Here is a 26,044-nt window from a genome sequence, read left to right as displayed (position 1 = left end):
TTTTTTGCAGTGCTTTGTTCTGTGTTTTTTAAACCTGTCCCCCAACGAATCACTCAAGTAATAACCTGATAGTTATTGTGTCGGTTCAGGCGCTTTTATCACAGTGTATATCAGCCTTGTTTCCAGGCAAACTTCGCCGAAACCTATTCTGTTTTGAATTCAAGAATAAAGAACCTGTCCCCTTATGTGGCACATGCGTTGCAATGTGCCATGGGGAACAAAGAGCTGGTGTGGTTATTGATTCTGATTGTCGTTTAGCGCATCGCAAAGGAGATACCGATGAAATCCCTTATCCTCTACGATTCCATGGGGGGCAACACCGCCCTCGTCGCCGAGACCATTGAAAAAGCCCTTGGGGCCCGGGCCATGGCCACTGACCTGGTCAAGGTGGACAAAGACCTTGATATCGAGATGTTTGATTACGACCTGGTCTTTATCGGGTCCCCTGTCATCGACTGGTTGCCAACCAAACCCCTGATGGATTTTGTGAAACGGAAAATGAAGGCCTACGCAAGGCAAGGCGCGGTCAAGCCCTCGTCTCCCCTGTTGCCCGGGAAATTCGGCGTCAGTTTCGGGACCTTTGCCGGGCCCCACATCGGTGAGAAGGAGGCCCTGCCCATGACCATGTGGCTTAACTCCTTTCTTGAGCATCTGGGCTACGCCGCCCTGGATCAGTGGCTTGTGGTGGGAAGGCACCACCACAACAAGGAGATCAACCGGAACGGCCGTCTGGGAAATATTGAGGACCGGCCCAATGGCGCCGACCTGACCGTTGTCGAGCACAAGGTGGGAGGCCTCGTGGACTCATTGAGCGCCTGGTGTGCATGAACTTACAGGCAGGGGCATCGGCGGAGCCTGTCCCTGCATTAAAAACGAAGGAGGACAGCCATGACAGCCACCAAATCAAAAACGCCCAGGGAGTACTGGGATGATAAGGCCGATTTTTTTGCCTCGGATGAGCGGAGGCAAAAAAATCGGCGCATGACAGACCTCTATGAGACAAGCTGCTGGCGGTATATCGAGCCGGTGCTGCCCCCAAAGGAGGGCAGTCTCATTCTGGAGGCAGGATGCGGCACAGGGCGGTGGGTCTATCACCTGGCCCCCATGGGGTACCGGATGGAGCTCCTGGATTTCTCAGCCGAGATGATCCAGCACGCCGAAACCCATGTTACCCGACAGGGGCTGGGGGGGCATGTGCTCGGGTATCACGTTCGGGACCTCTGTGATATGAGCGCCCTGCCGGACGACGGCTACGATCTGGTCCTTGCTTTGGGCATGCCCCTGTCCCTGTGCAGCGACCCTGTAAAAGCCGCGGGGGAAATGTTCAGGATCGTCAGGCCGGGGGGGCATGTGGTGTGCGATGCCATGAATCGCTATCGCACGGCCCTGGACATGGCCCGGAAAAAGAACATGACCGAAATGTTCAATGCCTTGAACACGGGGCGTGTGGTGGCAGACTCCGGGCAGACCCACCATTGCTTCAGCCCGGATGAGCTTGTGTCGCTCTTTGGCGACCAGGGTTTCGAGGCCTGCCGCACCGCGGCCATCACCCCGTTTTTCGATGTGCCCCCCTCCCCTGAGCAGGTGGCTATCCTGGACGACGACACCCTGTTCAATCAGGTATCCAACATTTTTCAGGCCGTGTCGGAAGACCCAGGGGTCATGGCAGTGTCGAGCAGGCTCCTGATCGTGGGCCAGAAACAGGGCCCGGTGTGAGTGTGCAGCGGGGACAGGTTCATGTATCACGGCATGCTTTTTGTTGATCTGATGAGAGAACTATGTTTCTTTGGTCCTGCAGGTGGAAAGGGCGACGCCTTTGCACCTCTCTGGATTCCATGCGTGCGGCAGCATGAAGTCAGCAGATGGCAACCCATTGAGTTCTATAATGTAAGGAGTCCCAATGCTCTACAAATTCGACGGAAAACAGCCCTCCGTGGGAAAAAACACCTACGTCAGCGAGCTGGCCAGCGTCATCGGTGACGTGGTGATCGGCGACAATTGCTACATCGGTCACGGGGCCATTGTCAGGGGGGATTACGGCAGGATTGAGATCGGCGACGGCACCGCCGTGGAAGAGGGCGTGATCATTCACGCTCCCCCCGGTGCGGTCAATCGCATCGGAATTCGCGTGACCCTGGGCCACAACGCTGTGATTCACGGCAAGTCCATCGGGGACGGTGCCGTCATCGGCATGGGGGCTGTGCTGAGCATTCTCTCGGACGTGGGTACGGGCGCCATCGTCGCCGAGGGAGGCATCGTCAAGGCGAACCAGTGCATCCCGGACCATGTGGTTGCCGCGGGAAACCCGGCAAAGGTGATCCGCGAGGTGTCGGCCGATGACAAGGCCCTCTGGGACTTCGGCAAACAGATCTACATCGACCTTGCCCAGAAATACCTGGATGAAGGGATGGAGCCGGTGGGGCAAGGTGAAACCCCGTCTGCTTCCGTGGGCTAACCGTGGGCTGCACTATTTGTCATTATTCAGCTCAAAAAAGCGACCCGCCGGAGGCAACGGACTCGTTAGATTATTTTTTGTCCGCGTCCTTTACCTGCCAGTGTCCGTCGGAGTCTAAGCAGATTGTTCGGACGTTTGTCTCCTTTTTACCGGATCTGGGCTTGAGGTCGAACTGAAGGTGAGCACGGATGTTCCGTCTTCATTAAAGGCCCGTACGAGCGAGACCTTGCCGCTGTTCTTTGACTTGCGGTTGGACCACTCAACGGATTGAAGGTCCAGGTTTTGAAGCAGGGTGGTGGCGGCTTCCACCACTTTTTCCTCATCCTCCGGGGTGATCCCCTTGGAGGAAAACAGAGAGCCGGAGATGCTTTTACCCGCATCTTTGAGGAGCCTGTACGGCGAGGTGATGACCCCTTTGAAGACACCGGTGACGGCATCCTGGGAGGCCCTGCCCACGATGGTCTGGGCTTCGGCCACAATGGCTTCCACCCGGGTGAGGATTCCCGGGATGTCCTTGCGAATGGCCTCGGCCTCCTCAAGGGCTTTGTCGACCCGTGGCAGGACCTCATCCATCTGATCGGTGACGGTGTTCACGGTTTCATTGATGAGGGGAAGCTGCTTTTCCAGCTCTGCGACCTGGGCCTGGATGGCATCGACCCGGGTCAGGATGGAGGGCAACGCCTCACGGAGTTGCTCCACCTCGGAGAGAATCGGCGGAATGGTTTCCCGGATTTTGCCCACTTCCGTGAGGATGGGGGGCACGGTCTCCCTGACCTTTCCCACCTCTGTTACGATGGGGGGGATCTCTTCGGTGATTAAAGGAATGGTTGCCACGATGTCGTCGACCCGGGTCAACACCCCGGGCACTTCCCGGGCGACGACTTGGATGCTGTACGCCAGCCAGGCAAGGGATCCCGCCAAAAGGGCAATGGACAAGGCTAAGGCGGCTGAGAAGATATTTTTCATGGGGAACCTTTTGGTTTGTTTTTCTGTAGCAATTCAGTTTGCTTCGGGCGGGTCGCTTTTTAAAAAAAGCTCCGCAAAAACGTCCCAGTAGCATCGCCTTCTGCCGCCCAGACCCAACGGGTCTGGGCGGCAGAAGGCGATGTATGGCCGATACGGTGAAAAGCAGTCGGCTTGCCGAGAATGTTCGGCCATTCTGAGGCCTTGGCGAGGCCTGCTGGCGAACGTTGTTGTCCCGCCGCAGCCCTTGGCGAAGGCGGATGAAACGTATCCCCCCCGGCAGGGCCACCGGAGTTCTCTCGGTTAACGTCAAGCTCGTCCCAAGTGCCCTTTATCGTGTTTCCAGAAAAATGAAATGGGCCTCTCCTGCAAATACGACTGCCGCATGTCACACACCACGCGAATGCCGCTGAAAGCGGTTGCATGATGTCTGCCGCCGTGCATTCGCCATAGGGTTTCAAAGCGCCCCCACCTTGCCGCCGGAGTTATCCCGGTTAAAGTCAAGCGAATTGCAAATGCCCTTCATCGTGATTCCAGAAGGATGAAATAGGCCTCTTCAGCATAAGCGGTTGCCCCATGTCATAGATCATGCGAATGCCTTGTGAGCATGCGTATAACAGCAACCTCCATGCATTCGCCATAGGGTTTCAAGGTGCCCCCACCTTGCCGCCGGAGGCTTGTTTTTTTACCCACTTTAACCGTAGAAGGCTGTTTTGGGCTCAGAAGTAGTTCCGTTTTTTAAAGTACCCGATCCACAAGCTGTTTGCCCTTCTGGAGCCATGTCCCGAGGCGGGTGTCCACGGCTTCCAGGGCCGCGTGGGGGCAGACCTCCACGCAGCAGTAGCACCGGATGCACGTTTCAAGGTCGAAGGCCACGGCCTCGGGAGTTTCGGAGATGGCGTTTACCGGGCAGTAGGTGAGGCAGTGGTTGCACTTCTGGCAGGCGGCCGGGTTCACCACGGGGCGTTGGACCATGTGTTTCCGGATGAGGTGCTTGAGAAACGAGGGGCCGAAGGTCACCGGGCTCTGGGTGGGGAGCTTGAAGTCCTTGAAGACGGCCTCGGGCACAGGCAGAGGCGGCATGTCCGTTAAGAGCCCTGAAGTCAGGGCCGCGGCCAGGGTGGGCAGGGTCTCGGGGACAAGACCTGCCATGTGGGCACAGGTGGCGTCCACCTCGTGAACGTGTGACCCGGCCACGAGAAAGCCCATGGGCCTTGGGGTTCCGCTCTTACCGGGGCCCTGGCCTTCCAGGCCCGTGACAGCGTCCACCAGGGTGACCGTGGGCCGAACCGCTTCGGCGATGCCTACCAGGAGTTTTGCGAACTGTTCTCTCTGGATCCCGGCCCGTGCGTGCCATCTGGGTTTTTCAAACCCCACCACGCACCCGAAGAGGTTTTTGACCCCCAGGGTTAATGTCATCATGGCGTGGGTCTTGAACTTGGGCAGGTTGATGACCATGGGGGTCTCCAGGGCCTCTTGGGCCAGGCCGATGGTGCCGAAGGGCGCCCCGATATCCACCGGCGCCGCCGTCTCGAATCCCCGCACTTCAACGTCCATTCCCTTAAGCGCTTCTTCGAATCCCCCCATTCTCCAGATTTTTGCCACGCTCCCCACGGCAGGGCTGTCGGCGATGAGGGGCCGTGCACCGCGGTCCAGTACCCATGCGGCCGTGGCCCGCACCACCAATGGGTGGGTGAGGATGGCCTTGTCCGGCGGGGCTGCCAGCAGGAGGTTGGGCTTGATGAGGACCTCTTCGCAGGCACTCGGGGCCTTGGGCATGTGCCGGTCCAGGAGGTCTCCCACCTGGCGGGTGAGCAGGGCCTGGTCATAGGCGGATGCGACAAACTCTGGGGTGGTCATGGGCCCTCCGGGGGTGAGTGGTCAATGTTGGCTCACGGGCTTGGAGCATGTATACCGGTAAGGCAGCATCAAAAAAGACCGATGCCACGGGCATGTCCCGCCGCTGTTGTGTACCACAGACACCGTCCAAGGGAAAAAAGGTTTCGTTTGGGGGCCGCACCTTTGCACCACGCCTCCGTTTATCGCCGTTATTATATAAAATAGGTTATGAAATGTTGACAGCCAGAAGAACCGGGTGGTAAATTTTTTTCCTTTTTGTCCGGGACCATGACGATGGCCTTCGAAAGGCGTTGGGACACCGCTTCATGCCCGTGTACGCTGTTCCGTCGGTGCCTGTGCATTTTTTTGTGTCCATGGCGCGGTGGCGGGCGCATGAAGGAGACTCGGTACGTGTTTGAACAGCCTGAACTCTGGCAAATCCTGGCCGCCAATGTGGCCGTGGCCTTCGGGGCCTTTATCCAAAGCGGGACCGGATTCGGTATGGGGCTTCTGTGCGTGCCCCTGCTTACCCTCATTGATCCGGTTTTTGCGCCGGGCTCCTTTCTTCTGGCCAGCATGTTTCAAAACAGCGTCATGGTGGCCAGAAACCGACGGGGGCTCCGCCCGGACTGGCTGGGGGCCATCCTGCCCGGCATCGTCATGGGGTCCGTGGCTGCCTACTTTGTGCTGAAAAACCTGAAAGGGCCGGGGGTGGAGCTGGCCATCGGGTTCACCATTCTTTTTGCCGTTGCCATGAGTGCCGTGGGGGTTCGCGTGACCGTTGGGCGCAACACCCTTGTGGGCGGCGGTGCTGTTGCCGGCATGATGTCCACCGTGGCCGGTGTACCCGGCCCGCCGTTGATTCTTCTTCTCCAGAACGAGGTCGGTGTCCAGATCCGGGCCAACCTCGGCATCACCTTCATGTGCGGGAGTTTTGCCTCCATCACCGCCCTCTATTTGTCGGGGCGCTTCGGCGGGCTCCATGCCCTCCTCGGCTTTTCGCTCCTTCCCGGGATCCTCACCGGCAGCCTCCTGGCCGGGCCCTTTGCCCGCTTTCTGGATCGCGCCTTTTTGCGCCCGGCCCTTCTGGTGCTGGTCAGCTTCGGAGGCCTGGCCCTGATCCTGCGAAACCTTCTCTGATTGCAGCCATTCAGCGTATGCCTCCGGCGGGTCGCTTTTTTTTCAAAAAAGCTCCGCAAAAAACGTTTCTAAGAAAATGTCGGAATTGTTTCGGCGAAGCCTATGAATGATTACTTGAGACCTGTTTATCAAACTTTTTAAAAGTTTGGCCCCCGGCAGGGCCGCCGGAGGCAGGCTCTTCCTGCCCCACTTCAACCATAGAAGGTTACCTCTGATCTTTAATGCATGGGGCGCCATTTCGTTAGAGAAGCCCTTTGCCCTCTTCGATTTTTTTTGCGAGGTCGTCATCCAGGGCGGTGATGCCGCCCAGGTCGGTGTCTGCGGCGGAGAAGGCATTCCCTGTTTTTTCGCTGATGGCGGCCTGGAGCTCCTTATTAAAGTCTGCGGTGAGTTCCTTGGTGGCGTTTTGGAAGGCCTGTTTCATGATGGTGTCCAGGTTTGACGTGACGTCCAGGTCGTAGCTGTCCAGGGGACCCGTGGCGCTGCCCTGAACCGAGAATTCCGTCACACCCTTGAGGGTCCGGCCCAGGGCCTGCTGGAGGGCACCGGGGTCGGTGGGGTCGGCAAAGCGCACCTGGGTCATCTTTGCGGAGACGGCGGCGTCCAGGGTCTCGCCCCCGGTGATGTCCGCATGGCCCGTGACCGAGGCCGAGGCCCCTTCCATGCGGATGGTGTCCGCGGAGCCCACCGGGCGGATTCCGATGCCGCTGCCGGAGAAAACGAATCGGTCCCCGGCGGTTTGCGGGCTGACGCGATCCATGGTGGCGGTGAGGTCAACGGCCTCGATCCCTTTGAGATCACGACCCGCCAGCGTCAGGGCCATGGGCTTGCCCACCAGGGGCTGCTGGGCGGTAACGTACATGGTGCCCGACAGGGTTTCCGCAGATCCACCGAAAGGGCGCCCCGCGAGATGAGAAATTCCGGTAGGGGGCGCCTCTCCGCAAACGCGATGTCCACGCCTTTTCCCCGGATGCGTTTGGGCTTTTCTTCTTTTGCAGCACCCTCCTCCTGTGTTTTCCTCTTTTCATCCGACGGATCCTTTTCCAGAATGGGCTGGAGCTTTTGGTACCATCGGATAGCGGTTTCCACCTTGCCTTTGTACGCATCCCCAAAAAGCAGGCCGGTGATGTTCCCGGCGCCCACGGCCGAGGGGCCGTAGGTCTCTTTGAGGCGGGTGTAGTCTGCACGGGCCAGTGTGGGCAGGTTTTTTATCCGTTTTTCAAGGCTTGCTATTTCGTTTTCCAGATCTTTTTTGACCGACTTGATTTCCTGGATATCGGCTTCCACTTCATCGGCAATTTTTTGAATGTCTGCGGCCTTGGTGAGGAGGGCCGTCCAGTCGGATTTTCCGCTGGTGAGTTCCTCGATGCGTTTTTCGTAGGCTTTGAAGTCCTCTTCATCGGGCAGGTCGGCGATGCGCTGTTTGAATTCGCCTTTCAGCGTTTTGATGTCCTCCCGGATTTTTTCTGCCTCCTCCACACTGGCCAGGGTCTCCTGTTCCAGGATTTTTTTCGGGTCCTTGATATCCAGGGAGGGCAGGGAGAGGGGGGATGTCTTCTCCTCGGCTTTTTCAGGGGCGGCCTTTTCTCTTTTGATCACGGCCCCGGAGTAGCTCCGTTCGGTGTCAAAACGGATGCCCGTGGCCGCCATGGTGGGGACAATGCATTTTCGGAAGAAGAGCGGCGCGGTGGAAACCGTGAGGACGATGTGCCGCGCTTCCACCGCGTTTCGCATGGGGGCGTCGGGGTTGGTGACGGCAAGGCCCTTGAGGTCAAGCCCCGCAGGGAAAAACCGCTGGCATCGGCCAGCTCCACCCGGGCCCCCACAATGAGGGTGCCCGTGGTTTCGATGGCCTTTTTGACGAGGGCGTCGGCAAAGAGAACGAAAAAGAGGACCAGGGCCGCGGTGATCACGGCAAAGGCGGCCACACCCTTGATGCGAATCCATTTTTTCATGGGAAACCTCCTTGGGGTCAGGCCAGGGCCTTGTAAGTGGCGTAAATTTTGGATGCCTTGAAGAACTGCATGACGCGGCTCTTATCGACCCAGGCCAGAAGATGGTCCCGGTAGGCGAGGATGAGCCGGTTCAACACGAGAAAGAGGGGCACAAAAAGGGCCAGGGAGGTGATGAGGCTGCCCATGACCACGGTGTTGTTGAATCGCGCCAGGCGAAACAGGGAGATGTTGTACAGGGCCGTCCAGGTGCCGTTTAGAGCCGGCAGGGTGAGGACCTGCTTGCCCAGGCCGTGGAAGAGGGGATCGAGGATCCAGGCCATGCCGGAAAAGACCCCCAGCTCCAGAGCCAGAGGTTCACCCGGATGATGCACACGGCAAAGAGGATGCCAAGGTTGTGCAGGGAAAAGAGCGGGGTGAAGCCCAGCACCATGGAGAGGCAGAGGGCCAGGCTGATCTGGGCCGGTTCTGCCTCGGAGTTCAACAGTTTTAAAAGATTGGCAACCAGCTGGATCATGGGGCCTCCTTGGGCAGGGGGTGCGATGGAAATCAACGGGATGTCGCGGTCTCTTTTTTTGTGATTGTCGCGTGTTTTTAATGTATTAGATTAGGAGGGGCACGGCCCGGTGTCAAGGCGAAAAGCGCGTCGCACAGGGCGCAACAGCTCGCAACACCATGAGGTGCCGAGCCGGTTGGCGGGGGCGGCACCGGCCCCCGCGGCGGGGGGCTGTTACAGGGACGGAAACATGTCGTACTCTTCGCTCGTGGTCTTCAGGGCAGCATCGGTGCTGGAGAGGATCTTTTTCACCAGGCTTTTGGAGGTGCGGTCGGCAAAGCGGACCCCGTTGCAGTCACAGGGGGAAAACATGTCGCCCTTCATGCCCGAGCTGCGTGTGATGGCCCCTTTCCAGAGGACCTCCCCGGTTTCGATATGAACGGCTTTGACCGAATAGCTCAAGGTGGTGCAGGAGACCGCCTTCATTTTTCCCTTTTCCCGCTCGTATTTCGCCTTTTTGAAATCGCGAACCATGCCCAGGATGACAACGTTGGCGTTGGTCATTTTCCCGATCTCCTTGAGCTGGGTCTCGTCCACGTGGCCCATGTAGGAGAACTTCATCTCACCCAGGACTTTTTCCACGCTGCTTCGTTCGACGATCTTGTAGCCGGACTTCATGAAGGCGGTTTCAAAGGCGTCGGTCACCACGTCTGAGACGTCAAACCCGAAGTTGTCCTTCCGGCCCGACCGCTCGTCCACAAAGGGGAGGATGGCAAAGCTGTCGTGGTCGAGCTCTGTGAGCCGGGGGCTCAGGACCACGGTTTGGTCCGGCTGGAGCATGGCACATCCGGTGGAAAACATGAGGGCGGCAAGGAGGAGGGCGATTCGTTTCATGGCTGTATCCTGTGGGCGATGAGGGCGTAAGCCCGAATAGTTCATGAGAAAACGATCAGGTTAAACCAATAAACCATTATTACAGATTGTTTCTCGTGAAATGTCCGGGTAAGGGCGCCGGTAAATTGAGGTCTGAGTACCGTTTGCCGTTGTTTGTTTCGGGCTGCTTTCATTCAGCTGTATTCCTGACGTCTTATATCGTATAGGAAAGCCGGTGGCAAGGGGCCGTGGGGATGCCGGCAGGGTCAACGCATTTAAAAATTCAGTTGCCTCCGGCGGGTCGCTTTTTGAAAAAAGCTCCGCAAAAATTTTCAGGTAATAAAATAAAGAAGAGGGGCTATGCCTTGCAAGGACGCACTCTTAAAAAACAAAACCTGTTTGTCAAACGTTTCAAAAGTTTTGCTCCCGGCAGGGCCGCCGGAGGCAAAAATGGGGATGCCGGGGCGGCAAAGGGACGGATGTTCCCTTGCCGTGGCCGGGATCAACATTTCCTTTTCGGGCCAGGCGGGATACCATGGCAGAAAAGACGGCAGGGGCAGGCGCGTTCCGCCGGAGGCAAAGGCGCGAACCCGGCCCACGACCCCACCAGGTTTCCCTGACGTTATGCCACAACCCAAACCAATTCTTCCGGGATCATGAAGGCATGCATTTTTTGCGCAACCTGCCCAAGGCCGAGTTGCACCTCCACATAGAAGGCACCCTGGAGCCGGAGCTGATGGTCGTCCTTGCCGAGCGAAACGGCATTGCCCTGCCTTACAAAGACACCGAGGCGATTCGACAGGCCTATCAGTTTCCCAACCTCCAGAGTTTTCTCGATATCTACTACGCCGGGGCCGGTGTGCTCCAGACCGCCCGGGACTTTTACGACCTTACCTGGGCCTACCTCGAGCGCTGCAAAGAGGACAATGTGGTCCACACCGAGATCTTTTTTGATCCCCAGACCCACACGGAGCGGGGCATCGCCTTTGATACGGTGCTTGAGGGCATTGACAAAGCCCTTGCCGACGCACGGAAAAAACTGGGGATTACCAGTCACCTGATCATGTCGTTTCTGCGCCACCTGCCCGAAGAGAGCGCCTTTGAAACCCTGGAAGCGGCCCTTCCCCACAAGGATCGCATCATCGGTGTGGGCCTCGACTCCTCGGAGGCGGGATTTCCCCCGGAGATGTTTGAACGGGTCTTTGAAAAGGCTCGCAGGGAAGGGTTCATCCCCGTGGCCCACGCCGGGGAAGAGGGACCCCCTGCGTACATCTATCAGGCCCTGAACCTGTTGAAGGTGGCACGCATCGACCACGGGGTGCGGGCTTTAGAGGACCCATCCCTGATGGCACGCCTCATCGGCGAACGCATGCCCCTGACGGTCTGCCCCTTCTCCAACGTGAAGCTCAAGGTCTTTGAGACCCTCGCCGACCACAACATCCTGGCCATGCTGGACCAGGGGGCCTGTGTGACGGTGAACTCCGACGACCCGGCCTACTTCGGCGGCTACATGAACGCCAACTTCCAAGGGCTGGCACGGGAGCTGGGCATGACCGAGGCCCAGGCCCGCCGCCTGGCCGCCAACAGCTTTGAGGCGAGCTTCCTTCCCGAGGCCGAGAAGAGAACCTGGATGGCCAGAGCACTGGGCGAAGGGTAACGAAAAAGCAACGAACATAGTGAAGCCACGGGAGAGATTTTCCGCGGCTGTGGAGCTGTTTATCCCGCCGGATGCATGATGCGTCCGGCGGGATTTTTTTTTGTGGGGTGCTGAAGGGCGGTCAACGCCATGGAGGGCAAGGGCTCTGTGGTGTGTTGATGTCGAAAGAAAGTTTGTTGCCCCAAAAAATGTGCTTGATTCAAAAAATGCTTCGGGGTAAATAGTTCCTCGCTGCGGAACGTACAGCGGCCCGGAGGGTATCCTGTCGGGGCCATGCTTTTCAAACAGCTGGCCGCCGGAGGCAACGGAATGGTTACAAAAAAAATATGGAGCAACGATGAAGATTATACTCAGCGCCCTGTGCGCCGCCATGGTGACGTTTACCGGCCTGTCCCAGGCCTTTTCCCAGGAACTCGTGGTCTACTCGGCCCGCAAGGAGCACCTGATCAAGCCCCTGTTCGACGCCTATGAAAAGAAGACCGGCGTCACCGTCCGATACGTCACCGGCAAGGCCCCGGTACTTCTGGAGCGTCTCAAGTCCGAAGGGAGCCGCACCCCTGCCGACATCCTCATGACCGTGGACGCGGGCAATCTCTGGCATGCAGCCAACGAGGGGGTGTTGCAGCCCGTCTCATCCGAGGTGCTGTCGGCCAATGTCCCGGCCAACCTGCGGGATCCTCAGAACCGGTGGTTTGGCCTCTCCAAGCGGGCCCGCACCATCGTCTACAGCACCGAGCGGGTCACCCCTTCCGAGCTGTCCACCTATGAGAACCTGGCTGATCCCGCCTGGAAAGGTCGCCTGATCCTCCGTACCTCCAAGAAGGTCTACAACCAGTCCCTGGTGGCCATGCTCATGGCCGAACACGGCGAAGCAGACACCCAGGCCCTGGTGGAAGGGTGGGTGAGCAACCTGGCTGCGCCGCCCTTCTCCAGCGACACCAAAGCCCTTGAGGCCATCGTGGCAGGGCAGGGGGACGTGGCTGTGGTCAACACCTACTATTTTGGCCGCCTCCAGAAAAAGAACCCCGGCCTTCCCCTGGCCATCTTCTGGCCCAACCAGAAGGCAGGGGGCGTCCATGTCAACGTTTCCGGCGCCGGTGTGACCAAGCACGCCAGCCACCCCGAGGCGGCCAAGGCTTTTCTGGAGTGGCTCTCCGGCCCCGAAGCCCAGAACCTCTTTGCCGACGCCAACATGGAGTACCCCGTGAACCCCGCCGTGAAGCCCCATGGGGCCGTGGCAGCCTGGGGTGACTTCAAGGGTTCGGATCTCGGCCTTGAAAAAGCCGGGGAACTCCAGGCCGACGCCATCAAACTCATGGATCGCGCAGGTTACAAATAAGGCGAGTAAAAAAAGCCTCCGGCGGCCCTGCCGGGGGCCAAACTTTTAAAAAAGTTTGACAAACAGGTCTTAAGCAAGCCTTTCCAAGCTCCGTCGAAATAATTTCCACTTTTTGCATTACAAACGTTTTTTGCGGAGCTTTTTTTCAAAAAAGCGACCCGCCGGAGGCACGCTTTTTGAACCGGTTTTAACCATAGAAGGCAGTGCGGTTAAATCGGCAATGGGCAAGTAGTGACAACGTATCCTGTGACGTCGAAGCGTGTGAGCCAGCCCGCATAAACCATCAGCGTTTATGTCGGGCGCAGCCCGAGCCGAAGGCCATTGCGCTTTGCCCTGAGAACGAAGGGCGGAGCGCAATGGCAATAAGCTTTCGAGGTGGCTCACCTCGCCGCCGGAGGCTTGATTTTCAAGCTGAGCAGTGACGTCGTGTGATGGGTAACGCGGCGCAGGGAGTTTTATGGAATGGTGTGAGTCAAAAATGGCAGCTGAACGGTTTGCCGGTGCGTTCCGATGGCGTGGCCAAGCGGAACCCTCCCTTGTGCCCATGGCTGTGGTGGCCCTGGTGGTGCTGTTGCCCATTGTGCTGGTGATGGCCTCGGTAAGCGCGGACACCCGGGAGATCTGGGGGCACCTCAGGGAGAACCTGTTGTCCGGGCTCTTGGTCAACACCGCGGTACTCTCCGCCGGGGTGTTGGCCTTGACCGGGTTTTTCGGGGTATCGGCAGCGTACCTGACGGCCCTGTGCGAGTTTCCGGGGCGGCGCTTTTTCTCCTGGGCCCTGCTGTTGCCCCTTGCTGTTCCTACCTATGTGATGGCCTTTGTCTACACCGGCCTTCTCGATTTTTCGGGACCGGTGGCCACCTTCCTGCGGCAGCACCTGCCTTCCGTGGCGCCGTTTCTGCCGCCCATCCGGTCCACGGGCGGGGTCATCCTCGTGTTGTCCCTGGCCCTGTATCCGTATGTGTTTCTTCTGGCCGCCGGGGGCTTCGCCTCCCAGGGGGAGCGGGTGCTGGAGGCCTCGCGCTGCATGGGGCTGGGCCGGTGGCGCCTCTTTTTCCGGGTGCTGCTTCCCATGGCCCGGCCCTTTATCCTGGCCGGGCTCATCCTGGTGCTCATGGAGACCCTGGCGGATTTCGGGGCGGTGTCCGTGTTCAACTACGACACCTTTACCACGGCCATCTACAAGGCGTGGTTTGGCTTTTTTTCCATCGACACCGCCTCCCAGCTCGCATCCATTCTCGTGATGCTGGCCCTGGTACTCACCGCCGAAAGCTGGAGCAGGCGGCGCATGCGTTATGTGCGTGGCCGTGACGGGCGTCGCGCCAGGCGCATGCCCCTGACCGGGAGGCAGGCGGCCGGGGCCCTCTTGTTTCTGGGCGGGCTCTTTGCCGTGGCCTTTGTGGTGCCCATGGCCCAGCTGCTCGTCTGGGTGGGCGAGGCGTGGCAGGAGGAGCTGCACCTGGGTTACGGAAGGCTGTTTGCCAACTCCCTCATACTCTCCGGGGCCGGGGCCCTATTCACCCTGGCGGCGGCCCTGTCCATTGCCTTTGCCGGGCGAAGGGCCAGGGGACGCCTGCCTGCCGTCCTTACCCGGCTCTCCCTGTTGGGTTACGCCCTGCCCGGCACCGTCCTTGCCGTGGGCATGGTGCGGGTCCTTGGGGGGATGGACCAGATGGTGGCCGGGGCCTTTGCCATGTTTGGCGCGGGGCTCTCCGGCCCTCTTTTTCAAGGGACGGTGTGGATGATGCCCGTGGCTTACATGGTGCGGTTTCTCTCCGTGGGGTTCAGTGCGGTGTCCGGCAGCCTGGGCAGGGTCTCTCCTTCCATGGACGAGGCGGCCAGGACCCTGGGGGTGAGCGGCATCTCCCTGGTGCGGCAGGTGCACCTGCCCCTGATCCGGGGCGGCATGGTGACCGGGGCGATCCTGGTGTTTGTGGATGTCATGAAAGAGATGCCCCTGACCCTGATGACCCGGCCCTTTGGCTGGGACACCCTGGCCGTGAAGATTTTTGAGCTCACCTCCGAAGGGGAGTGGGAGAGGGCGGCGATTCCCGCCGTGGCGCTGGTGGTGGCGGGGCTGATTCCCGTGGGACTTCTGGTGTGGCAAAAGGAAAAGGGGAAAACATGATGTATCTGGATGTTCGCGCAGTCACAAAACACTTCGGGGAGACCTGTGTGGCCCGCAAGGTGGGGTTTTCCCTTGGCCAAGGCGAGCTTGGGGCCCTTCTGGGGCCCAGCGGCTGTGGCAAGACCACCTTGCTCCGCATGATCGCCGGGTTTGAAGAACCGGACGACGGGGCCGTCTACCTTGGCGGCCGACCCTTGTGGGACGAGGGCAAAGGCCTTGCCGCCGAAGAGCGGAAGATCGGCATGGTGTTTCAGGATTATGCCCTGTTTCCTCACCTCACCGTCCGGGAAAACATCGCCTTCGGCATGCAGGGCACCGGCAGGGCAGAACGCCGGGAGACCATCGGCGAACTCCTTGAGGTCACCGGCCTTGCCGGGGCGGAGAACCGCTACCCCCACGAACTTTCCGGCGGCCAGCAGCAGCGGGTGGCCCTGGCCCGGGCCATCGCTCCCAAGCCCCGGTGCCTGCTCATGGACGAGCCCTTTTCCAACCTGGACGTCACCTTAAGGGAGAGCCTCTCGGCCGAGGTGCGGGAGATCCTCAAGCGCTTCGGCATCACCGCCCTCATGGTGACCCACAACCAGCACGAGGCCTTTGCCATGGCCGATCGTATCGGGGTGATGATGGGCGGCACCATTCTCCAGTGGGACACCCCCGAGGGGCTGTACGCGCCCGAAGGACCTTGCCGTGGCCCGGTTTCTGGGGAAGGGAGCCTCCTACCGGGACCTTCTCCCCGGACGGGACCCTGGACTGCGGCCTGGGCGCCTTGGCCGTGGGGGGTGCGCGGGCATGGAATCCGCCAGGCGGGTCCGGGTCTTTGTGCGGGGGATCCGCATTGCTCCTTCCGGTGACGGGGCGTTGGCGCGGCTGGAGAAGAGCTGCTTTCGGGGGCCGGGCCGCAGCTGCCTGTTCACATTGCCCTCGGGGGAGCGGGTCAAGGTTGAGGCCGGTCCCCGGTGCCCCCTTCTGGAGGGAGAAACCTACGGCCTGGGTGTGGACAGAAACGGGGTTTCCGTTTTTCCCTGACGAAGCACCTCTTTACTAACGGGTTCCTCTTTCCTCATGTTTTCTCATTATGTATAATAACGGCTCTCAATGTCTGACCATTGAAAAATGAAGATCCGTTGTCATATTGTGACCGTGAACCCGGGCCATGATGTGGCGGCGGGTTCGTTCTGAGCGGTTTGCTCCCTGCCTGGCCCCCATGGTCGATCCCATCGCCGGTATATCCTGTGAGTTACCGGAAGACCCCTTCCACGATGCCGTCCCGTCGGCTGGCCCGGATCTGTAATCCCCTCAGATGTCCTCAGAGGGCATCAACGCCCTATCTATACCTGGAAAAGAGGAGATAACCTGTGAACATTGGTATTCCCAGAGAGACCCACGACGACGAGAAACGGGTGGCAGCCACGCCGGAGAGCGTGAAGACCCTGATCCGCCTGGGGTACGACGTGTCCGTGGAATCCGGTGCCGGAGAGGCCGCCGGATTCGTTGACGGCGCCTATGAGGCCGCCGGTGCGGCACTGACCGACGCAGAGGCGGTGTGGACCGCCTCGGACATGGTGCTCAAGGTGCGGCCCCCGGCCCTTGCCGAGGCAGAGCAGATGAAAGAGGGGGCCGCCCTGGTCGCCTTTGTCCAGCCCGCCGTAAACCCCGAGCTTGTAGAGCTGCTCAAAACCAGACGAATCACCGCCCTTGCCATGGACCAGGTGCCGCGCATCACCCGTGCCCAGAAGCTTGATGCCCTAAGCTCCATGGCCAACATCGCCGGGTATCGGGCCGTGGTGGAAGCGGCCGGAGCCTTCGGGCGCTTTTTTACCGGCCAGGTCACGGCCGCAGGCAAGGTGCCCCCGGCAACGGTTCTGGTCATCGGGGCCGGGGTGGCCGGGCTTTCGGCCATCGGCACCGCAGGGGGCCTTGGGGCCGTGGTGCGGTCCTTTGACACCCGTCCGGAGGTCAAAGAGCAGGTGGAGAGCATGGGCGCGTCCTTTCTCCTGCTGGACATGGCCGAGGAGGGCAGCGGTACCGGCGGGTACGCCAAGGAGATGAGCAAGGCCTTTATCGAGGCGGAGATGGCTTTGTTTGCCGAGCAGGCAAAGGAGGTGGACATCATCGTCACCACCGCCATGATCCCCGGGAAAAAAGCCCCGGTCCTCATCACCAAAGAGATGGTGGCCTCCATGAAGCCGGGCAGCGTCATCGTGGACCTGGCCGCCGAACAGGGGGGCAACTGTGAGCTCACCGAACCCGGTGCGGCCGTGGTGAAGGAAGGGGTCACCCTCATCGGCTATACGGACATGGTGAGCCGCCTGGCCAACCAGGCCAGCCGCCTCTACGCCACCAACCTCACCCACCTTCTGGACAACCTCACCCCGGACAAAGGCGGGGAGGCAGCCTTCGACATGGAGGACGAGGTGGTGCGCGGCATGATGATCACCAAAGACGGGTCGGTAACCTGGCCGCCCCCTGCACCCAAGGTACCCGATCCTGCTCCTCAGGCCCCCACGCCTGAGCCGGAGGCACCGGCCCAGGAGCCGAACATCCTGAAGAAGGCCTGGCGTCGCTGGTGGCCCCAGGTGATGCCCTTTGTCCTGCTGGTCGCAGGCGGGTTTTTTCTTTATGAGATGGGCACGGTGGTGCCCCAGGCCTTCCTCCAGCACATGACGGTGTTCGTCCTGGCCTGCTTTGTGGGGTACATGGTGATCTGGAACGTCACCCCTTCCCTTCATACGCCCCTCATGAGCGTCACCAACGCCATCAGCGGCATCATCGTCATCGGGGCGCTCCTGCAGATCTCCGGGCCTTTTTTCAGCCTGAAGACCTGGCTGGCGGCCATTGCCGTTCTTATCGCCACCATCAACGTGTTCGGAGGTTTTTTCGTGACCCAGCGCATGCTGAAGATGTTCAGGAAAGGAGGCGACAATGAGTAGCGGCCTCATCACCACAGCCTACATTGCGGCAGGCGTTCTCTTTATTCTCTCCCTGGGGGGCCTGAGCAACCAGGAGACGGCCCGGCGGGGCAACCTCTACGGCATCCTCGGCATGGCCATCGCCCTTCTGGCCACCATCCTCGGCCATGAGGTGACGGGCTATGCCCTTATCATCGTGACCATGGGCATCGGCGGCGGCATCGGCGTCATGGTCTCCCGCAAAGTGCAGATGACCCAGATGCCCGAGCTGGTGGCCATTCTCCACAGCTTTGTGGGCATGGCCGCCGTGCTGGTGGGTATTGCCGGGTACCTGGATCCCGAGATGCATTACACGGGCATTGAAAAGACCATCCACGAGGTGGAGGTGTTCCTCGGGGTCTTTATCGGGGCCGTGACCTTTACGGGCTCGGTGGTGGCCTTCGGCAAGCTCCGGGGCACCATCGGCAGCCGTCCGCTGCTTCTGCCCTTCCGGCACCTCATCAACCTGGCCGGGCTCCTCGTGACGTTGGGTATCGGCGTCCTCTTCGTGGGGGCCGAAGGCACGGGGTACCCCCTGTTCGGGCTCTTTATCATGACCTTCATCGCCTTTGGCCTGGGCTGGCACATGGTGATGGCCATCGGCGGGGCAGACATGCCCGTGGTCATCTCCATGCTTAACTCCTACTCGGGCTGGGCAGCCGCTGCCACAGGGTTCATGCTGGGCAATGACCTGCTCATCATTGCAGGGGCCCTGGTGGGCTCCAGCGGGGCCATCCTCTCTTACATCATGTGCAAGGCCATGAACCGGAGCCTGGCCAACGTGATCTTAGGGGGCTTCGGAACCTCCGGGGGCACCGTGGTGGACGGGGGCCAGCAGGGCGAGGCCGTTGCCACCAGCCTGGAGGAGACCGCCGAGCTTCTGAAAGACGCGAAGAACGTGGTGATTGTCCCCGGCTACGGCATGGCTGTTGCCCAGGCCCAGCACCCGGTCTTTGAACTCACCGAGCGCCTGAAAAAGGACGGGGTGAACGTCCGCTTTGCCATTCACCCGGTGGCAGGGCGCATGCCCGGGCACATGAACGTGCTTCTGGCCGAAGCCCGCGTGCCCTACGACATCGTCCTGGAGATGGACGAGATCAACGATGACTTAGGCGACACCGATGCGGTGCTGGTCATCGGGGCCAACGACATCGTCAACCCCTCGGCCCTGGAGGACCCCAACAGCCCCATCGCAGGCATGCCCGTCCTTGAGGTGTGGAACGCCGGCACCGTGGTTGTGCTGAAGCGCAGCATGGCAACAGGCTATGCCGGGGTGGAAAACCCTCTCTTCTTCAAGGAGAACACCCGCATGCTCTTCGGTGACGCCAAGGAGAGCATCACCGGCCTGCTGGCAGCGGTGTAGCAGCAAAACAAGGTGCCTCCTTAAAAGGGGCACCCGGACATTCCGTTGCTTAGAAAAGGGGATCGGTCGAATCAGGCCGGTCCCTTTTTTTATGTGGCCGCTTCGCTGGCCGGAGCCCTGGTCCCCGCTTTTTAACGTGACACAATCTCCACCCGTTTTTGGGGGGGGCTGGCATTTTTGACTGTTTCTCCTGAACAAAACAAGAAATAAGGCGAATGTCTTCTCGTCCAGATGGTTAAAAATACAGTAAAAATCGAATCCGGTATTTCGGAATAAAAAAAAGTGAAACAGAGGGGGTAAATTTTCTTGACACGCCTTTTTCGCTCTGCCATAAAGCGCCACACGTTGTGTGGGTGCCGTGGTCCATATCCCTTTGGATTACGGTGTTTTCCTTGATATCCTTTTGCCCGTACGGAGCGCCTATTCCGTGCATGTTACGCCGTTATCCGACAGGGTGGGTCCCACAGCTCGAACCGCCCGATTATCCATTTGATAAGTTGATCTGATTTTTGAAAATTGACTCACCATTTTTAGGGATCCGGCAGCGTTGACGCGATATGTTTCGCGCCTTCCGTTGCATGGCCTGCAGGATCCGGTGCGTCTGGAGGTTCAGCCATGCTCAAGAAAGATTTCACCTACTCCGTTTTCTGGAACTGTTTTCTCATTGTTTTCGGAACCCTGATCTACGTGATCGGGCTCAAAGGCATCGCCGACCCCCACAGCTTCGTGCCCGGCGGCCTTTTTGGCCTCGCCTTCTATCTTTACTACCTGTCCGACTGGATGAACCCGGGGATCATCTTCGCCCTGTTGAACATCCCCATGTTCATTGTGGGCAGGATGTGCATCAGCGGGCGGTTTCTGGCCTACAGCTTTCTGGCCATGGTGGTCTCCTCGGTCACCTACAACTTCATCCAGGTGGACCTGGGCATCGTGAACCAGCTTTATGCAGCGGTGACCTGCGGGGTGTTTGTGGGGATCGGGTCCGGCATCGTGCTGCGGTCCCTGGGGTCCAACGGCGGCCTGGATATCATCGCGGTGACTCTCTATCAGAAGTTCAACGTGGGCCTCGGCAAGTTTTACATCATCTTCAACGTGGTGCTCTACAGCTTCAGCTTTGCCACCATGAACACCGACCTGGTCATCGCCTCCATCATTTCGGTGTTCGTCACCTCCGTGAGCATGGACTATGCCCTGTCCATGTTCAACCAGAGGAAGATGGTCCTGGTGGTAACCGAGAAGCCGGAGTGCATCTCTAAGGAGATCATCGACAAACTCAAGATCAGCACCACCTTTTTAAACGGCCAGGGCGCCTACACCGGTCGCGACAAGAAGATCCTCATGACGGTGATCAACAACATCCAGCTCAAGCGTCTGGAGGAGATCGTTTTCACCAAGGACGAAGAGGCTCTCTTTATCGTGGAGAACACCTTCAGCGTCATCGGTGCCAATTTTTCCAAAAGGAAGGTCTACTAAAGGCAGGGAGAGGCACAAGCAGGGATACCTGAAAGGGCCACCGCCAGCAAAATGGCGACGGCCCTTGAGGGTTTTGTATATGGGCGGCGGGCCCTTGGCCCGCCGCCCTTTTTGGTTTGTTACACTGTAACTATTCAGTTGCCTCCGGCGGGTCATTTTTTTTGAAAAAAAGCTCCGCAAAAAACGAAGCACGGGTGCGAAAATGTCGGAATTGTTTCGGCGGAGCCTATAAATGATTACTTGAGACCTGTTTATCAAACTTTTTAAAAGTTTGGCCCCCGGCAGGGCCGCCGGAGGCTTTTTTGATCTGAATAGTTACGTCACACTTTGAATTTTCCCACCAGGGATTTGAGCTCCTCGGCGGATCGGGCCTGGTCCACGGTGCCGGTGTTGACGCGGGCGCTGCGGGTGGCCACATCGCCGATGAGCTGGTTGACCTCGGAAATGTCCGTGGCGATTTCCCCGGCAACGGTGGCGTTCTGGGCGATGTTGGAGTTGACGTCGTCGACCCCCTGGGCCGCCTGGTTGACGTTTTCGGCGATCTCCCGGGTGGTGGCGGACTGCTCTTCCACGGCCGCGGCAATGGCCCCCACCATTTCGTTGACGTTGTGGATGGACTTGTTGATCTCGTTGATGTCCCGCACCGTGCCTGCCGCCGACCGCTGGTTGGTTTCGATCTTTTCCCGGATCTCCTGGGTGGCCCGTGCCGTGAGCTCGGCAAGTTCCTTGATCTCCGAGGCCACCACGGCAAACCCCTTGCCCGCGTCCCCGGCCCGGGCCGCCTCGATGGTGGCGTTGAGGGCCAGGAGCTTGGTCTGCTCGGAGATGTCGGTGATGGTTTCCACCACCTTGCCGATCTCCTGGGCGGAGGTGCCCAGTTCTTCCACCTGGGTGGAGGCGCTGTTGGCCTGTCCCACGGCCAGGCCGGTTGCCTGGCTGGCCTCTTCGGAGTTGCGGGCGATCTCTCCCAGGGAGCCTGTCATCTCTTCGGTGGCCGCGGCGATCATGGCGATGTTGCGCGGCGAGTACTACCATGGTGGCGGCAATGGCGGTGAAGTGGCTGCTCATCTCGTCGGCGGCGTCGGCAACGGTGGTGGATTTACCGGACATGGCCTCGGTGTCCGTGGACATATCATGGGACAGGTCGGAGAGCCCGCTGGAGGCGGACAGCAACGAACCTGCGTTTTCGTTGATCTGGCGGATCATCTCCTGGAGCTGGCCGATGAAGGTGTTGAACCACCGGGAGAGTTCCCCCACCTCGTCGCGGCTGGTGACCTCAAGGCGGGTGGTCAGGTCCCCGTCCCCTTCGGCGATGTCTCTGAGGCCGTCCACCACTCGGTTTACAGGGCGGGTGATGAGGCGGGCCACATACCAGGCAACGGCCAGGGCCACGGCCGCGGAGAGCAGGCCGATGGCGAAAAAGAGGCGGGTCATGCGGGAGGCATTTTTCCGGGTGGCAGCCCCGGAGGCAAACACCTGGCGCCGGTGGTTCCTCGGTGCGGTGCCTGTGGTGGTGGATGAGTTCCGTGGATGCGGCGATGGCCTGCTGGATCCGGCTCTCCTGGATGGCCTGGAGCTCAGCGATGATGCCCCGGACCTCGGTGAAGGCCTTGAAGGCGGAGCCGGTGTCGCTGGCTTTCCTTGCGAAACGGAGTTTCCCCGGGGTGTTGGCCAGGACGAATACCCGCTGGCTTTTTTTCTGCCAGTGCTCAAAGCGCTCAGTAAACCGGGAATAAAGGGCCTGGGTCTCCTCGGTGTCGAATTTGGCCGAGGCTTTCTGCATGCTCGCTTCGGTCTCTTCCATGCTGAGACGGCTGGCCTCCTCGGCCGCCTTGATTTCCGACGGTTCGCTGGCCACCAGGGACATCTTTTCCGCGATGGCGGCCTGGGTGATGTCCCGGTCCGCTTTCATCATGGCCTTGATGCTTGCCTGGAGTTCCTGGAGTTGCGGGATGTCCCTGTTGATAAGGGGCAGCATGTCGTCGGTGATCAAGGGCAGGATCTGCTGCTCGATGAGCCCTGAAAACTGGTTGGTTACGATGTCGTTGAGGTCATCCGACAAGATCCCCAGGGCCCATCTGCCGAGGCCTATCAGCAGAAACAGGGAAAACACGGGGACGCCGATGATGAGGATGCACTTTCGATTTAAGCTCACGTTATTTTTCTCCTGGAAAATCTCCCGGTGCAATCGGTTGCGGGCCGCCCGGTGCTGTGAAGCAATCCGGGCGGCCCTTGGGCATTAAAGTTTGTCGAGAAATACACCCACGAGGACCCCGCCCACCACGGTGCCGTCTTCGTCGATGAGGGGAAGAGCCACGTGCTGGAGCTGCGTGTTCTCGGCCTTGTCGAATTTCACGGGGCCGACCTCGATGCTCTGCTCCTTGACGGTGCGCTTGTACTTGCCTTCATCCCCCTGCCAGTAGTCGTTGGGGGTTCTGTGGGAGCCCACGGTGGCCCCCTGGTTGTCGAAGGCAAACCCCTTGGCCATGGCCGGGGTCCGGTTGGCCAGGGCCTGGAGGGCCTTGCCGCAGTCGTTTGACAGAAGCTCTTCCATGATGGGGAGCTCCTCTTCGGCTTCCTGCCACTCTTCGTCGATCTTCTGGATTTCGGCAAGGGTGGCGCCCTTGGCGTTGCTTGCCTTGGCCGCATCCACGAGCTCTTTGGTGACGCACAAGGGGATCAGGGTGGTTTTGGTAAAGGCTTTCAAGGCATCCGAGCCTTTGGGGGCGGCGTCGATGTCCTTGGCGACTTTGGCCAGCAGCGCTTCAACGGCGGGGTTGGCGGTGCAGAGGCCGGGAAGGCCCAGGAACAGGGCGATGACAAGGGTTGCAATGCATTTTTTCATGGGGGGTCCTTCTCCGTTAATCGGTTTTATTCCATTTTATCAATAGGTGATCACGCGGCCGGCGCCCAGGGGCTTGACCACGTTGTCTCCATAGACCTTGCGAAAATGGGCGATGGCGTTTTCTCCGGTGCAGTGACCTCCGTAAAAAGTAAACCCTTTGGCTTTTACGGCGTCGGTGTAAGCCACGGCTTTTTCCAGCACGTCAGGGGATGCCTTTTTCAGGTGGAGTCCGCCCACCACCGAGAGGATCTTCTCATTGGGGAATTTTTTCTTGATGGCCTTGAGGATGTTGATGTAGCCGGCATGGCCGCATCCGAAGACGGCAACGATGCCCTTGGGGGTCTTGATGGCCAGGGTGGCGTCGTCGATGATGGGGCAGGGGCCGGTGCCGTCTTCGTTGAAGAATTTACCCTGGATGGGCTGGTAGCTGCCCGCCTCCCTGGGGACGTCCGGCGGAAACAGGCCCTCGTCCAGCTCGGTGACGTTGTTGACCGGCTTGAAGGTGGCCTGGGTGTATTTGCGTGCCAGGTAGGGCATCCCGCAGATGCGGACCGGTGCGCCTTTTTTGACCCCGTACTGCTTGTGCCAGATGTAGGGGTGCCCGTAGACCGGGGCTTTTTCCGAGTCGGGGGTAGAAGGTGAGGCCGCCGGTGTGGTCGTCGTGGCCGTGGCTGATGGCGATGCCGGAGAGGTCGTCCAGGCTGATGCCCATGCGCTCGGCGTTTTCAAGGTAGATGTTGGTGGTGCCGGTGTCCAGCAGCCAGTGGTGGCCGTTGGGCAGCTCAATGGAGATGGAGACGCCGTGTTCCGTGGCAAAGCCGTCGGCGGCCGCCTTGTCGTCGCAGAGGACGGAGAGCTTCAACGGCTGGGCGGCAAAGGTTCCGGTAACCGAGGTTAGCAGGAGGGTGAGTACTGTCAGGATAGAAACGATGATCGTGTTTCTGAGGTTATTCCGCATGTCTTTGCTCCTTGACTCTGTGTTGCACATGTTTACCGGGAAGGTCACTGGCTTCAGGGCTCTATGTGCTGTTGTTAGGGCCGGGTTCATGGTTGATTCTAAGTGTGAGTCGAATAGAAATTAGTTCGGATGAACCTAAAATTTCTTTAGAGGAAAATATGAGGTATTGATCCCCCATGGGGAAAACGTGCCTTTGTGCAAATGGGGTGTTGGGAAGATATGGTGTTAACTTGAAAGGTTACCTGGGCGGTTTCGTGAAGGCGTGAAATCGTTTTTTTGAGTGGGGTGGTGTTGCCTGAAAGGGAGCGCGATGAAAAGAGGAAATGGGCTTTGTGCCTTGTGGGGGAGCAATATTAGCCAAGGTCGCGGGTTGCATTTTCACAGGGCAGGGTTCCTCACGCGGGGTGGATTCCACAATGACATTTTTGGGTTTCCGTCGTACAATATGTGTGTCATCTCGCTGAATAAGGATACAAAACGGAGGTGAGCCATGGAACATGCGAGTTGGGAGAACGTGACCTATCATGCGATGGTCGTCTCCGAGGAGGAGGGGACCTTTGTACGACGCATCGAGACCCTGTCCGTTGGAGACTTGCCCCCCGGGGACGTGCTGATCCGGGTGGGGTTTTCGTCCCTCAACTGGAAGGATTGCCTGTCGGCCATGGGGATGGGGCTACCGTGTCATCCCCATACGCCGGGCATCGATGCCGCAGGGATTGTCGCCGAATGCACCACCGAGGGGTTCCACAAAGGGGACAAGGTGATCGTGACCGGGTACGACCTGGGCATGAACACGGCCGGAGGGTTTTCCGAATACATCCGCGTGCCTGAATCCTGGGTGGTGAAACTTCCTGCGGGGTTGACCCGAAAAGAGTCCATGATGCTGGGCACCGCCGGGTTTACAGCGGGGCTTTCCGTCAAGCGCCTCCTCGACCATGGGGTGACCCCTGAGATGGGCACGGTTCTCGTTACCGGGGCCTCCGGGGGCGTGGGGAGCCTGGCCGTGGGGATCCTCAAGAAACTCGGCTTTGTGGTGGCGGGTGTCAGCGGGAGGGAGGACAAAGGGGCCTATCTCTCCTCCATCGGCGTGGACCGGGTGCTCTCCCTTGCCGAGGCTGTGGACACCAGCGGCAAGGCCTTGGGAGGAAAACTCTGGGCCGGCGTGGTGGACGCCGTGGGCGGGGATGTCCTTGCCACGGCCATCAAGAACACCATGCATCGGGGGGTGGTGACCTGCTGCGGGAACGTCCGTTCCGATGAACTCACCTCCTCCATCTATCCCTTTATCCTGCGCGGGGTCTCTTTGTGCGGTATTGACTCGGCAACCTGCCCCATGGAGGAACGCCAGGCGGTCTGGGCCCGGCTGGCCGATGCCTGGAAGCCTGAAAACCTCGATGCCATGGTGGAGAGTTTCAACGGGTTGGAGGAACTCGATGACCAGATCGAGCGCATGCTCAGGGGAGACCGCACCGGGCGCAGCATCGTGCACATGCCCTGATGTGATTCTTTCCCCGGTGTAACCATTCAGATCAAAAAAGCCTCCGGCGGCCCTGCCGGGGGCCAAACGTTTAAAAAGTTTGATAAACAGGTCTCAAGTAATCATTCCGTACCAGTG

25 protein-coding genes and 1 pseudogene are annotated in these 26,044 nt (G+C 59.5%); 15 read left to right on the top strand and 11 right to left on the bottom strand.

The genetic code is table 11. The features are described 5' to 3' along the window. Nucleotides 1–279: 279 nt before the first annotated feature. The 3 genes from ACOYW1_RS24425 (at nucleotide 280) to ACOYW1_RS24415 (ending at nucleotide 2,455) form a co-directional block, all read left to right on the top strand. Nucleotides 280–828, top strand: coding sequence for a flavodoxin family protein (locus ACOYW1_RS24425; protein WP_482420112.1), 549 nt, complete (start codon nucleotides 280–282; stop codon nucleotides 826–828). 60 nt (nucleotides 829–888) lie between these two features. Continuing rightward, nucleotides 889–1,716, top strand: a complete 828-nt coding sequence (locus ACOYW1_RS24420; RefSeq protein ID WP_482420111.1) for a class I SAM-dependent methyltransferase — start codon at nucleotides 889–891, stop codon at nucleotides 1,714–1,716. A gap of 184 nt (nucleotides 1,717–1,900) precedes the next feature. Beyond that, nucleotides 1,901–2,455: a gamma carbonic anhydrase family protein gene (locus ACOYW1_RS24415; protein ID WP_482420110.1), complete on the top strand. Its 555-nt coding sequence runs from the start codon at nucleotides 1,901–1,903 to the stop codon at nucleotides 2,453–2,455. 114 nt (nucleotides 2,456–2,569) lie between these two features. Here the strand turns inward: ACOYW1_RS24415 and ACOYW1_RS24410 are convergent, their stop codons facing one another. Together ACOYW1_RS24410 and ACOYW1_RS24405 are read right to left on the bottom strand one after the other, a co-directional pair. Continuing rightward, the gene (locus ACOYW1_RS24410; protein ID WP_482420109.1) at nucleotides 2,570–3,421 is read right to left on the bottom strand and encodes a hypothetical protein; all 852 of its coding nucleotides are present in this window, start codon (nucleotides 3,419–3,421) and stop codon (nucleotides 2,570–2,572) included. Nucleotides 3,422–4,156: 735 nt separating this feature from the next. Beyond that, nucleotides 4,157–5,278, bottom strand: a complete 1,122-nt coding sequence (locus ACOYW1_RS24405; RefSeq protein ID WP_482420108.1) for a DUF362 domain-containing protein — start codon at nucleotides 5,276–5,278, stop codon at nucleotides 4,157–4,159. A 390-nt stretch (nucleotides 5,279–5,668) separates the two neighbouring features. Between ACOYW1_RS24405 and ACOYW1_RS24400 the strand changes: the two genes are divergently transcribed. Then, a complete protein-coding gene (locus ACOYW1_RS24400; RefSeq protein ID WP_482418171.1) occupies nucleotides 5,669–6,397 on the top strand; it encodes a sulfite exporter TauE/SafE family protein in 729 nt (242 codons plus the stop codon). 241 nt (nucleotides 6,398–6,638) lie between these two features. Here ACOYW1_RS24400 and ACOYW1_RS24395 read toward each other — a convergent pair whose 3' ends face one another. The 5 genes from ACOYW1_RS24395 to ACOYW1_RS24375 form a co-directional block, all read right to left on the bottom strand. Continuing rightward, nucleotides 6,639–7,259, bottom strand: a complete 621-nt coding sequence (locus ACOYW1_RS24395) for a hypothetical protein (RefSeq protein ID WP_482420107.1) — start codon at nucleotides 7,257–7,259, stop codon at nucleotides 6,639–6,641. Beyond that, a complete protein-coding gene (locus ACOYW1_RS24390; RefSeq protein ID WP_482420106.1) occupies nucleotides 7,211–8,131 on the bottom strand; it encodes a TIGR03545 family protein in 921 nt (306 codons plus the stop codon). The genes ACOYW1_RS24395 and ACOYW1_RS24390 overlap by 49 nt, the downstream gene beginning before the upstream one ends. A gap of 238 nt (nucleotides 8,132–8,369) precedes the next feature. Continuing rightward, nucleotides 8,370–8,672, bottom strand: coding sequence for a TIGR03546 family protein (locus ACOYW1_RS24385; RefSeq protein WP_482420105.1), 303 nt, complete (start codon nucleotides 8,670–8,672; stop codon nucleotides 8,370–8,372). Continuing rightward, nucleotides 8,606–8,866 (bottom strand): hypothetical protein, encoded by a 261-nt coding sequence (locus ACOYW1_RS24380; protein WP_482420104.1) that lies wholly within the window; start codon nucleotides 8,864–8,866, stop codon nucleotides 8,606–8,608. Before ACOYW1_RS24380 ends, ACOYW1_RS24385 begins: the two co-directional genes overlap by 67 nt. A gap of 213 nt (nucleotides 8,867–9,079) precedes the next feature. Then, nucleotides 9,080–9,739 (bottom strand): CsgG/HfaB family protein, encoded by a 660-nt coding sequence (locus ACOYW1_RS24375; protein ID WP_482420103.1) that lies wholly within the window; start codon nucleotides 9,737–9,739, stop codon nucleotides 9,080–9,082. Between the two features lie 233 nt (nucleotides 9,740–9,972). Between ACOYW1_RS24375 and ACOYW1_RS24370 the strand changes: the two genes are divergently transcribed. The 9 genes from ACOYW1_RS24370 (at nucleotide 9,973) to ACOYW1_RS24330 (ending at nucleotide 20,626) form a co-directional block, all read left to right on the top strand. Continuing rightward, nucleotides 9,973–10,338: a hypothetical protein gene (locus ACOYW1_RS24370; protein WP_482420102.1), complete on the top strand. Its 366-nt coding sequence runs from the start codon at nucleotides 9,973–9,975 to the stop codon at nucleotides 10,336–10,338. 44 nt (nucleotides 10,339–10,382) lie between these two features. Further along, the gene (locus ACOYW1_RS24365) at nucleotides 10,383–11,375 is read left to right on the top strand and encodes an adenosine deaminase (RefSeq protein WP_482420101.1); all 993 of its coding nucleotides are present in this window, start codon (nucleotides 10,383–10,385) and stop codon (nucleotides 11,373–11,375) included. Between the two features lie 337 nt (nucleotides 11,376–11,712). Next, the gene (locus ACOYW1_RS24360; RefSeq protein WP_482420100.1) at nucleotides 11,713–12,714 is read left to right on the top strand and encodes a Fe(3+) ABC transporter substrate-binding protein; all 1,002 of its coding nucleotides are present in this window, start codon (nucleotides 11,713–11,715) and stop codon (nucleotides 12,712–12,714) included. 478 nt (nucleotides 12,715–13,192) lie between these two features. After that, complete coding sequence (locus ACOYW1_RS24355) at nucleotides 13,193–14,842, top strand: ABC transporter permease (RefSeq protein ID WP_482420099.1); 1,650 nt, start codon at nucleotides 13,193–13,195, stop codon at nucleotides 14,840–14,842. Continuing rightward, the gene (locus ACOYW1_RS24350) at nucleotides 14,839–15,693 is read left to right on the top strand and encodes an ABC transporter ATP-binding protein (protein ID WP_482420098.1); all 855 of its coding nucleotides are present in this window, start codon (nucleotides 14,839–14,841) and stop codon (nucleotides 15,691–15,693) included. Before ACOYW1_RS24355 ends, ACOYW1_RS24350 begins: the two co-directional genes overlap by 4 nt. Beyond that, nucleotides 15,632–15,868, top strand: a complete 237-nt coding sequence (locus ACOYW1_RS24345; protein WP_482420097.1) for a hypothetical protein — start codon at nucleotides 15,632–15,634, stop codon at nucleotides 15,866–15,868. Before ACOYW1_RS24350 ends, ACOYW1_RS24345 begins: the two co-directional genes overlap by 62 nt. 329 nt (nucleotides 15,869–16,197) lie before the next feature. Beyond that, on the top strand, nucleotides 16,198–17,772 hold the full coding sequence (locus ACOYW1_RS24340; protein ID WP_482420096.1) for a Re/Si-specific NAD(P)(+) transhydrogenase subunit alpha: 1,575 nt from the start codon (nucleotides 16,198–16,200) through the stop codon (nucleotides 17,770–17,772). Next, nucleotides 17,765–19,153 carry a Re/Si-specific NAD(P)(+) transhydrogenase subunit beta gene (gene pntB, locus ACOYW1_RS24335; protein WP_482420095.1) on the top strand — a complete coding sequence of 463 codons (1,389 nt, stop codon included), beginning with the start codon at nucleotides 17,765–17,767 and terminating at the stop codon, nucleotides 19,151–19,153. The genes ACOYW1_RS24340 and pntB overlap by 8 nt, the downstream gene beginning before the upstream one ends. A gap of 615 nt (nucleotides 19,154–19,768) precedes the next feature. Next, a complete protein-coding gene (locus tag ACOYW1_RS24330; protein WP_482418161.1) occupies nucleotides 19,769–20,626 on the top strand; it encodes a YitT family protein in 858 nt (285 codons plus the stop codon). Nucleotides 20,627–20,946: 320 nt separating this feature from the next. Here the strand turns inward: ACOYW1_RS24330 and ACOYW1_RS24325 are convergent, their stop codons facing one another. The 4 genes and pseudogenes from ACOYW1_RS24325 to ACOYW1_RS24310 all read right to left on the bottom strand — a co-directional run bounded on the left by ACOYW1_RS24325 (nucleotide 20,947) and on the right by ACOYW1_RS24310 (nucleotide 24,333). After that, a complete protein-coding gene (locus tag ACOYW1_RS24325) occupies nucleotides 20,947–21,633 on the bottom strand; it encodes a methyl-accepting chemotaxis protein (protein ID WP_482420094.1) in 687 nt (228 codons plus the stop codon). 259 nt (nucleotides 21,634–21,892) lie between these two features. Then, nucleotides 21,893–22,060 (bottom strand): annotated as a pseudogene (locus ACOYW1_RS24320) (HAMP domain-containing protein); the annotation flags it as partial. Nucleotides 22,061–22,865: 805 nt separating this feature from the next. Beyond that, complete coding sequence (locus ACOYW1_RS24315) at nucleotides 22,866–23,471, bottom strand: hypothetical protein (RefSeq protein WP_482420093.1); 606 nt, start codon at nucleotides 23,469–23,471, stop codon at nucleotides 22,866–22,868. Between the two features lie 406 nt (nucleotides 23,472–23,877). Next, nucleotides 23,878–24,333, bottom strand: a complete 456-nt coding sequence (locus ACOYW1_RS24310; protein WP_482423811.1) for an MBL fold metallo-hydrolase — start codon at nucleotides 24,331–24,333, stop codon at nucleotides 23,878–23,880. On the opposite strand from ACOYW1_RS24310, the gene ACOYW1_RS24305 reads away from it, so the two are divergent. Together ACOYW1_RS24305 and ACOYW1_RS24300 are read left to right on the top strand one after the other, a co-directional pair. Then, on the top strand, nucleotides 24,257–24,553 hold the full coding sequence (locus ACOYW1_RS24305) for a hypothetical protein (protein WP_482423883.1): 297 nt from the start codon (nucleotides 24,257–24,259) through the stop codon (nucleotides 24,551–24,553). The two genes, ACOYW1_RS24310 and ACOYW1_RS24305, sit on opposite strands and share 77 nt — an antisense overlap. Before the next feature lie 366 nt (nucleotides 24,554–24,919). Continuing rightward, nucleotides 24,920–25,927, top strand: a complete 1,008-nt coding sequence (locus ACOYW1_RS24300; protein WP_482420092.1) for a YhdH/YhfP family quinone oxidoreductase — start codon at nucleotides 24,920–24,922, stop codon at nucleotides 25,925–25,927. The last annotated feature ends 117 nt before the right edge of the window (nucleotides 25,928–26,044 follow it).

It is taken from the genome of Desulfoluna sp. CYM3A (genome assembly GCF_056829965.1).
The sequence above is the reverse complement of the archived record's forward strand: the minus strand, read 5'-3'. Positions and strand labels throughout refer to the sequence as shown.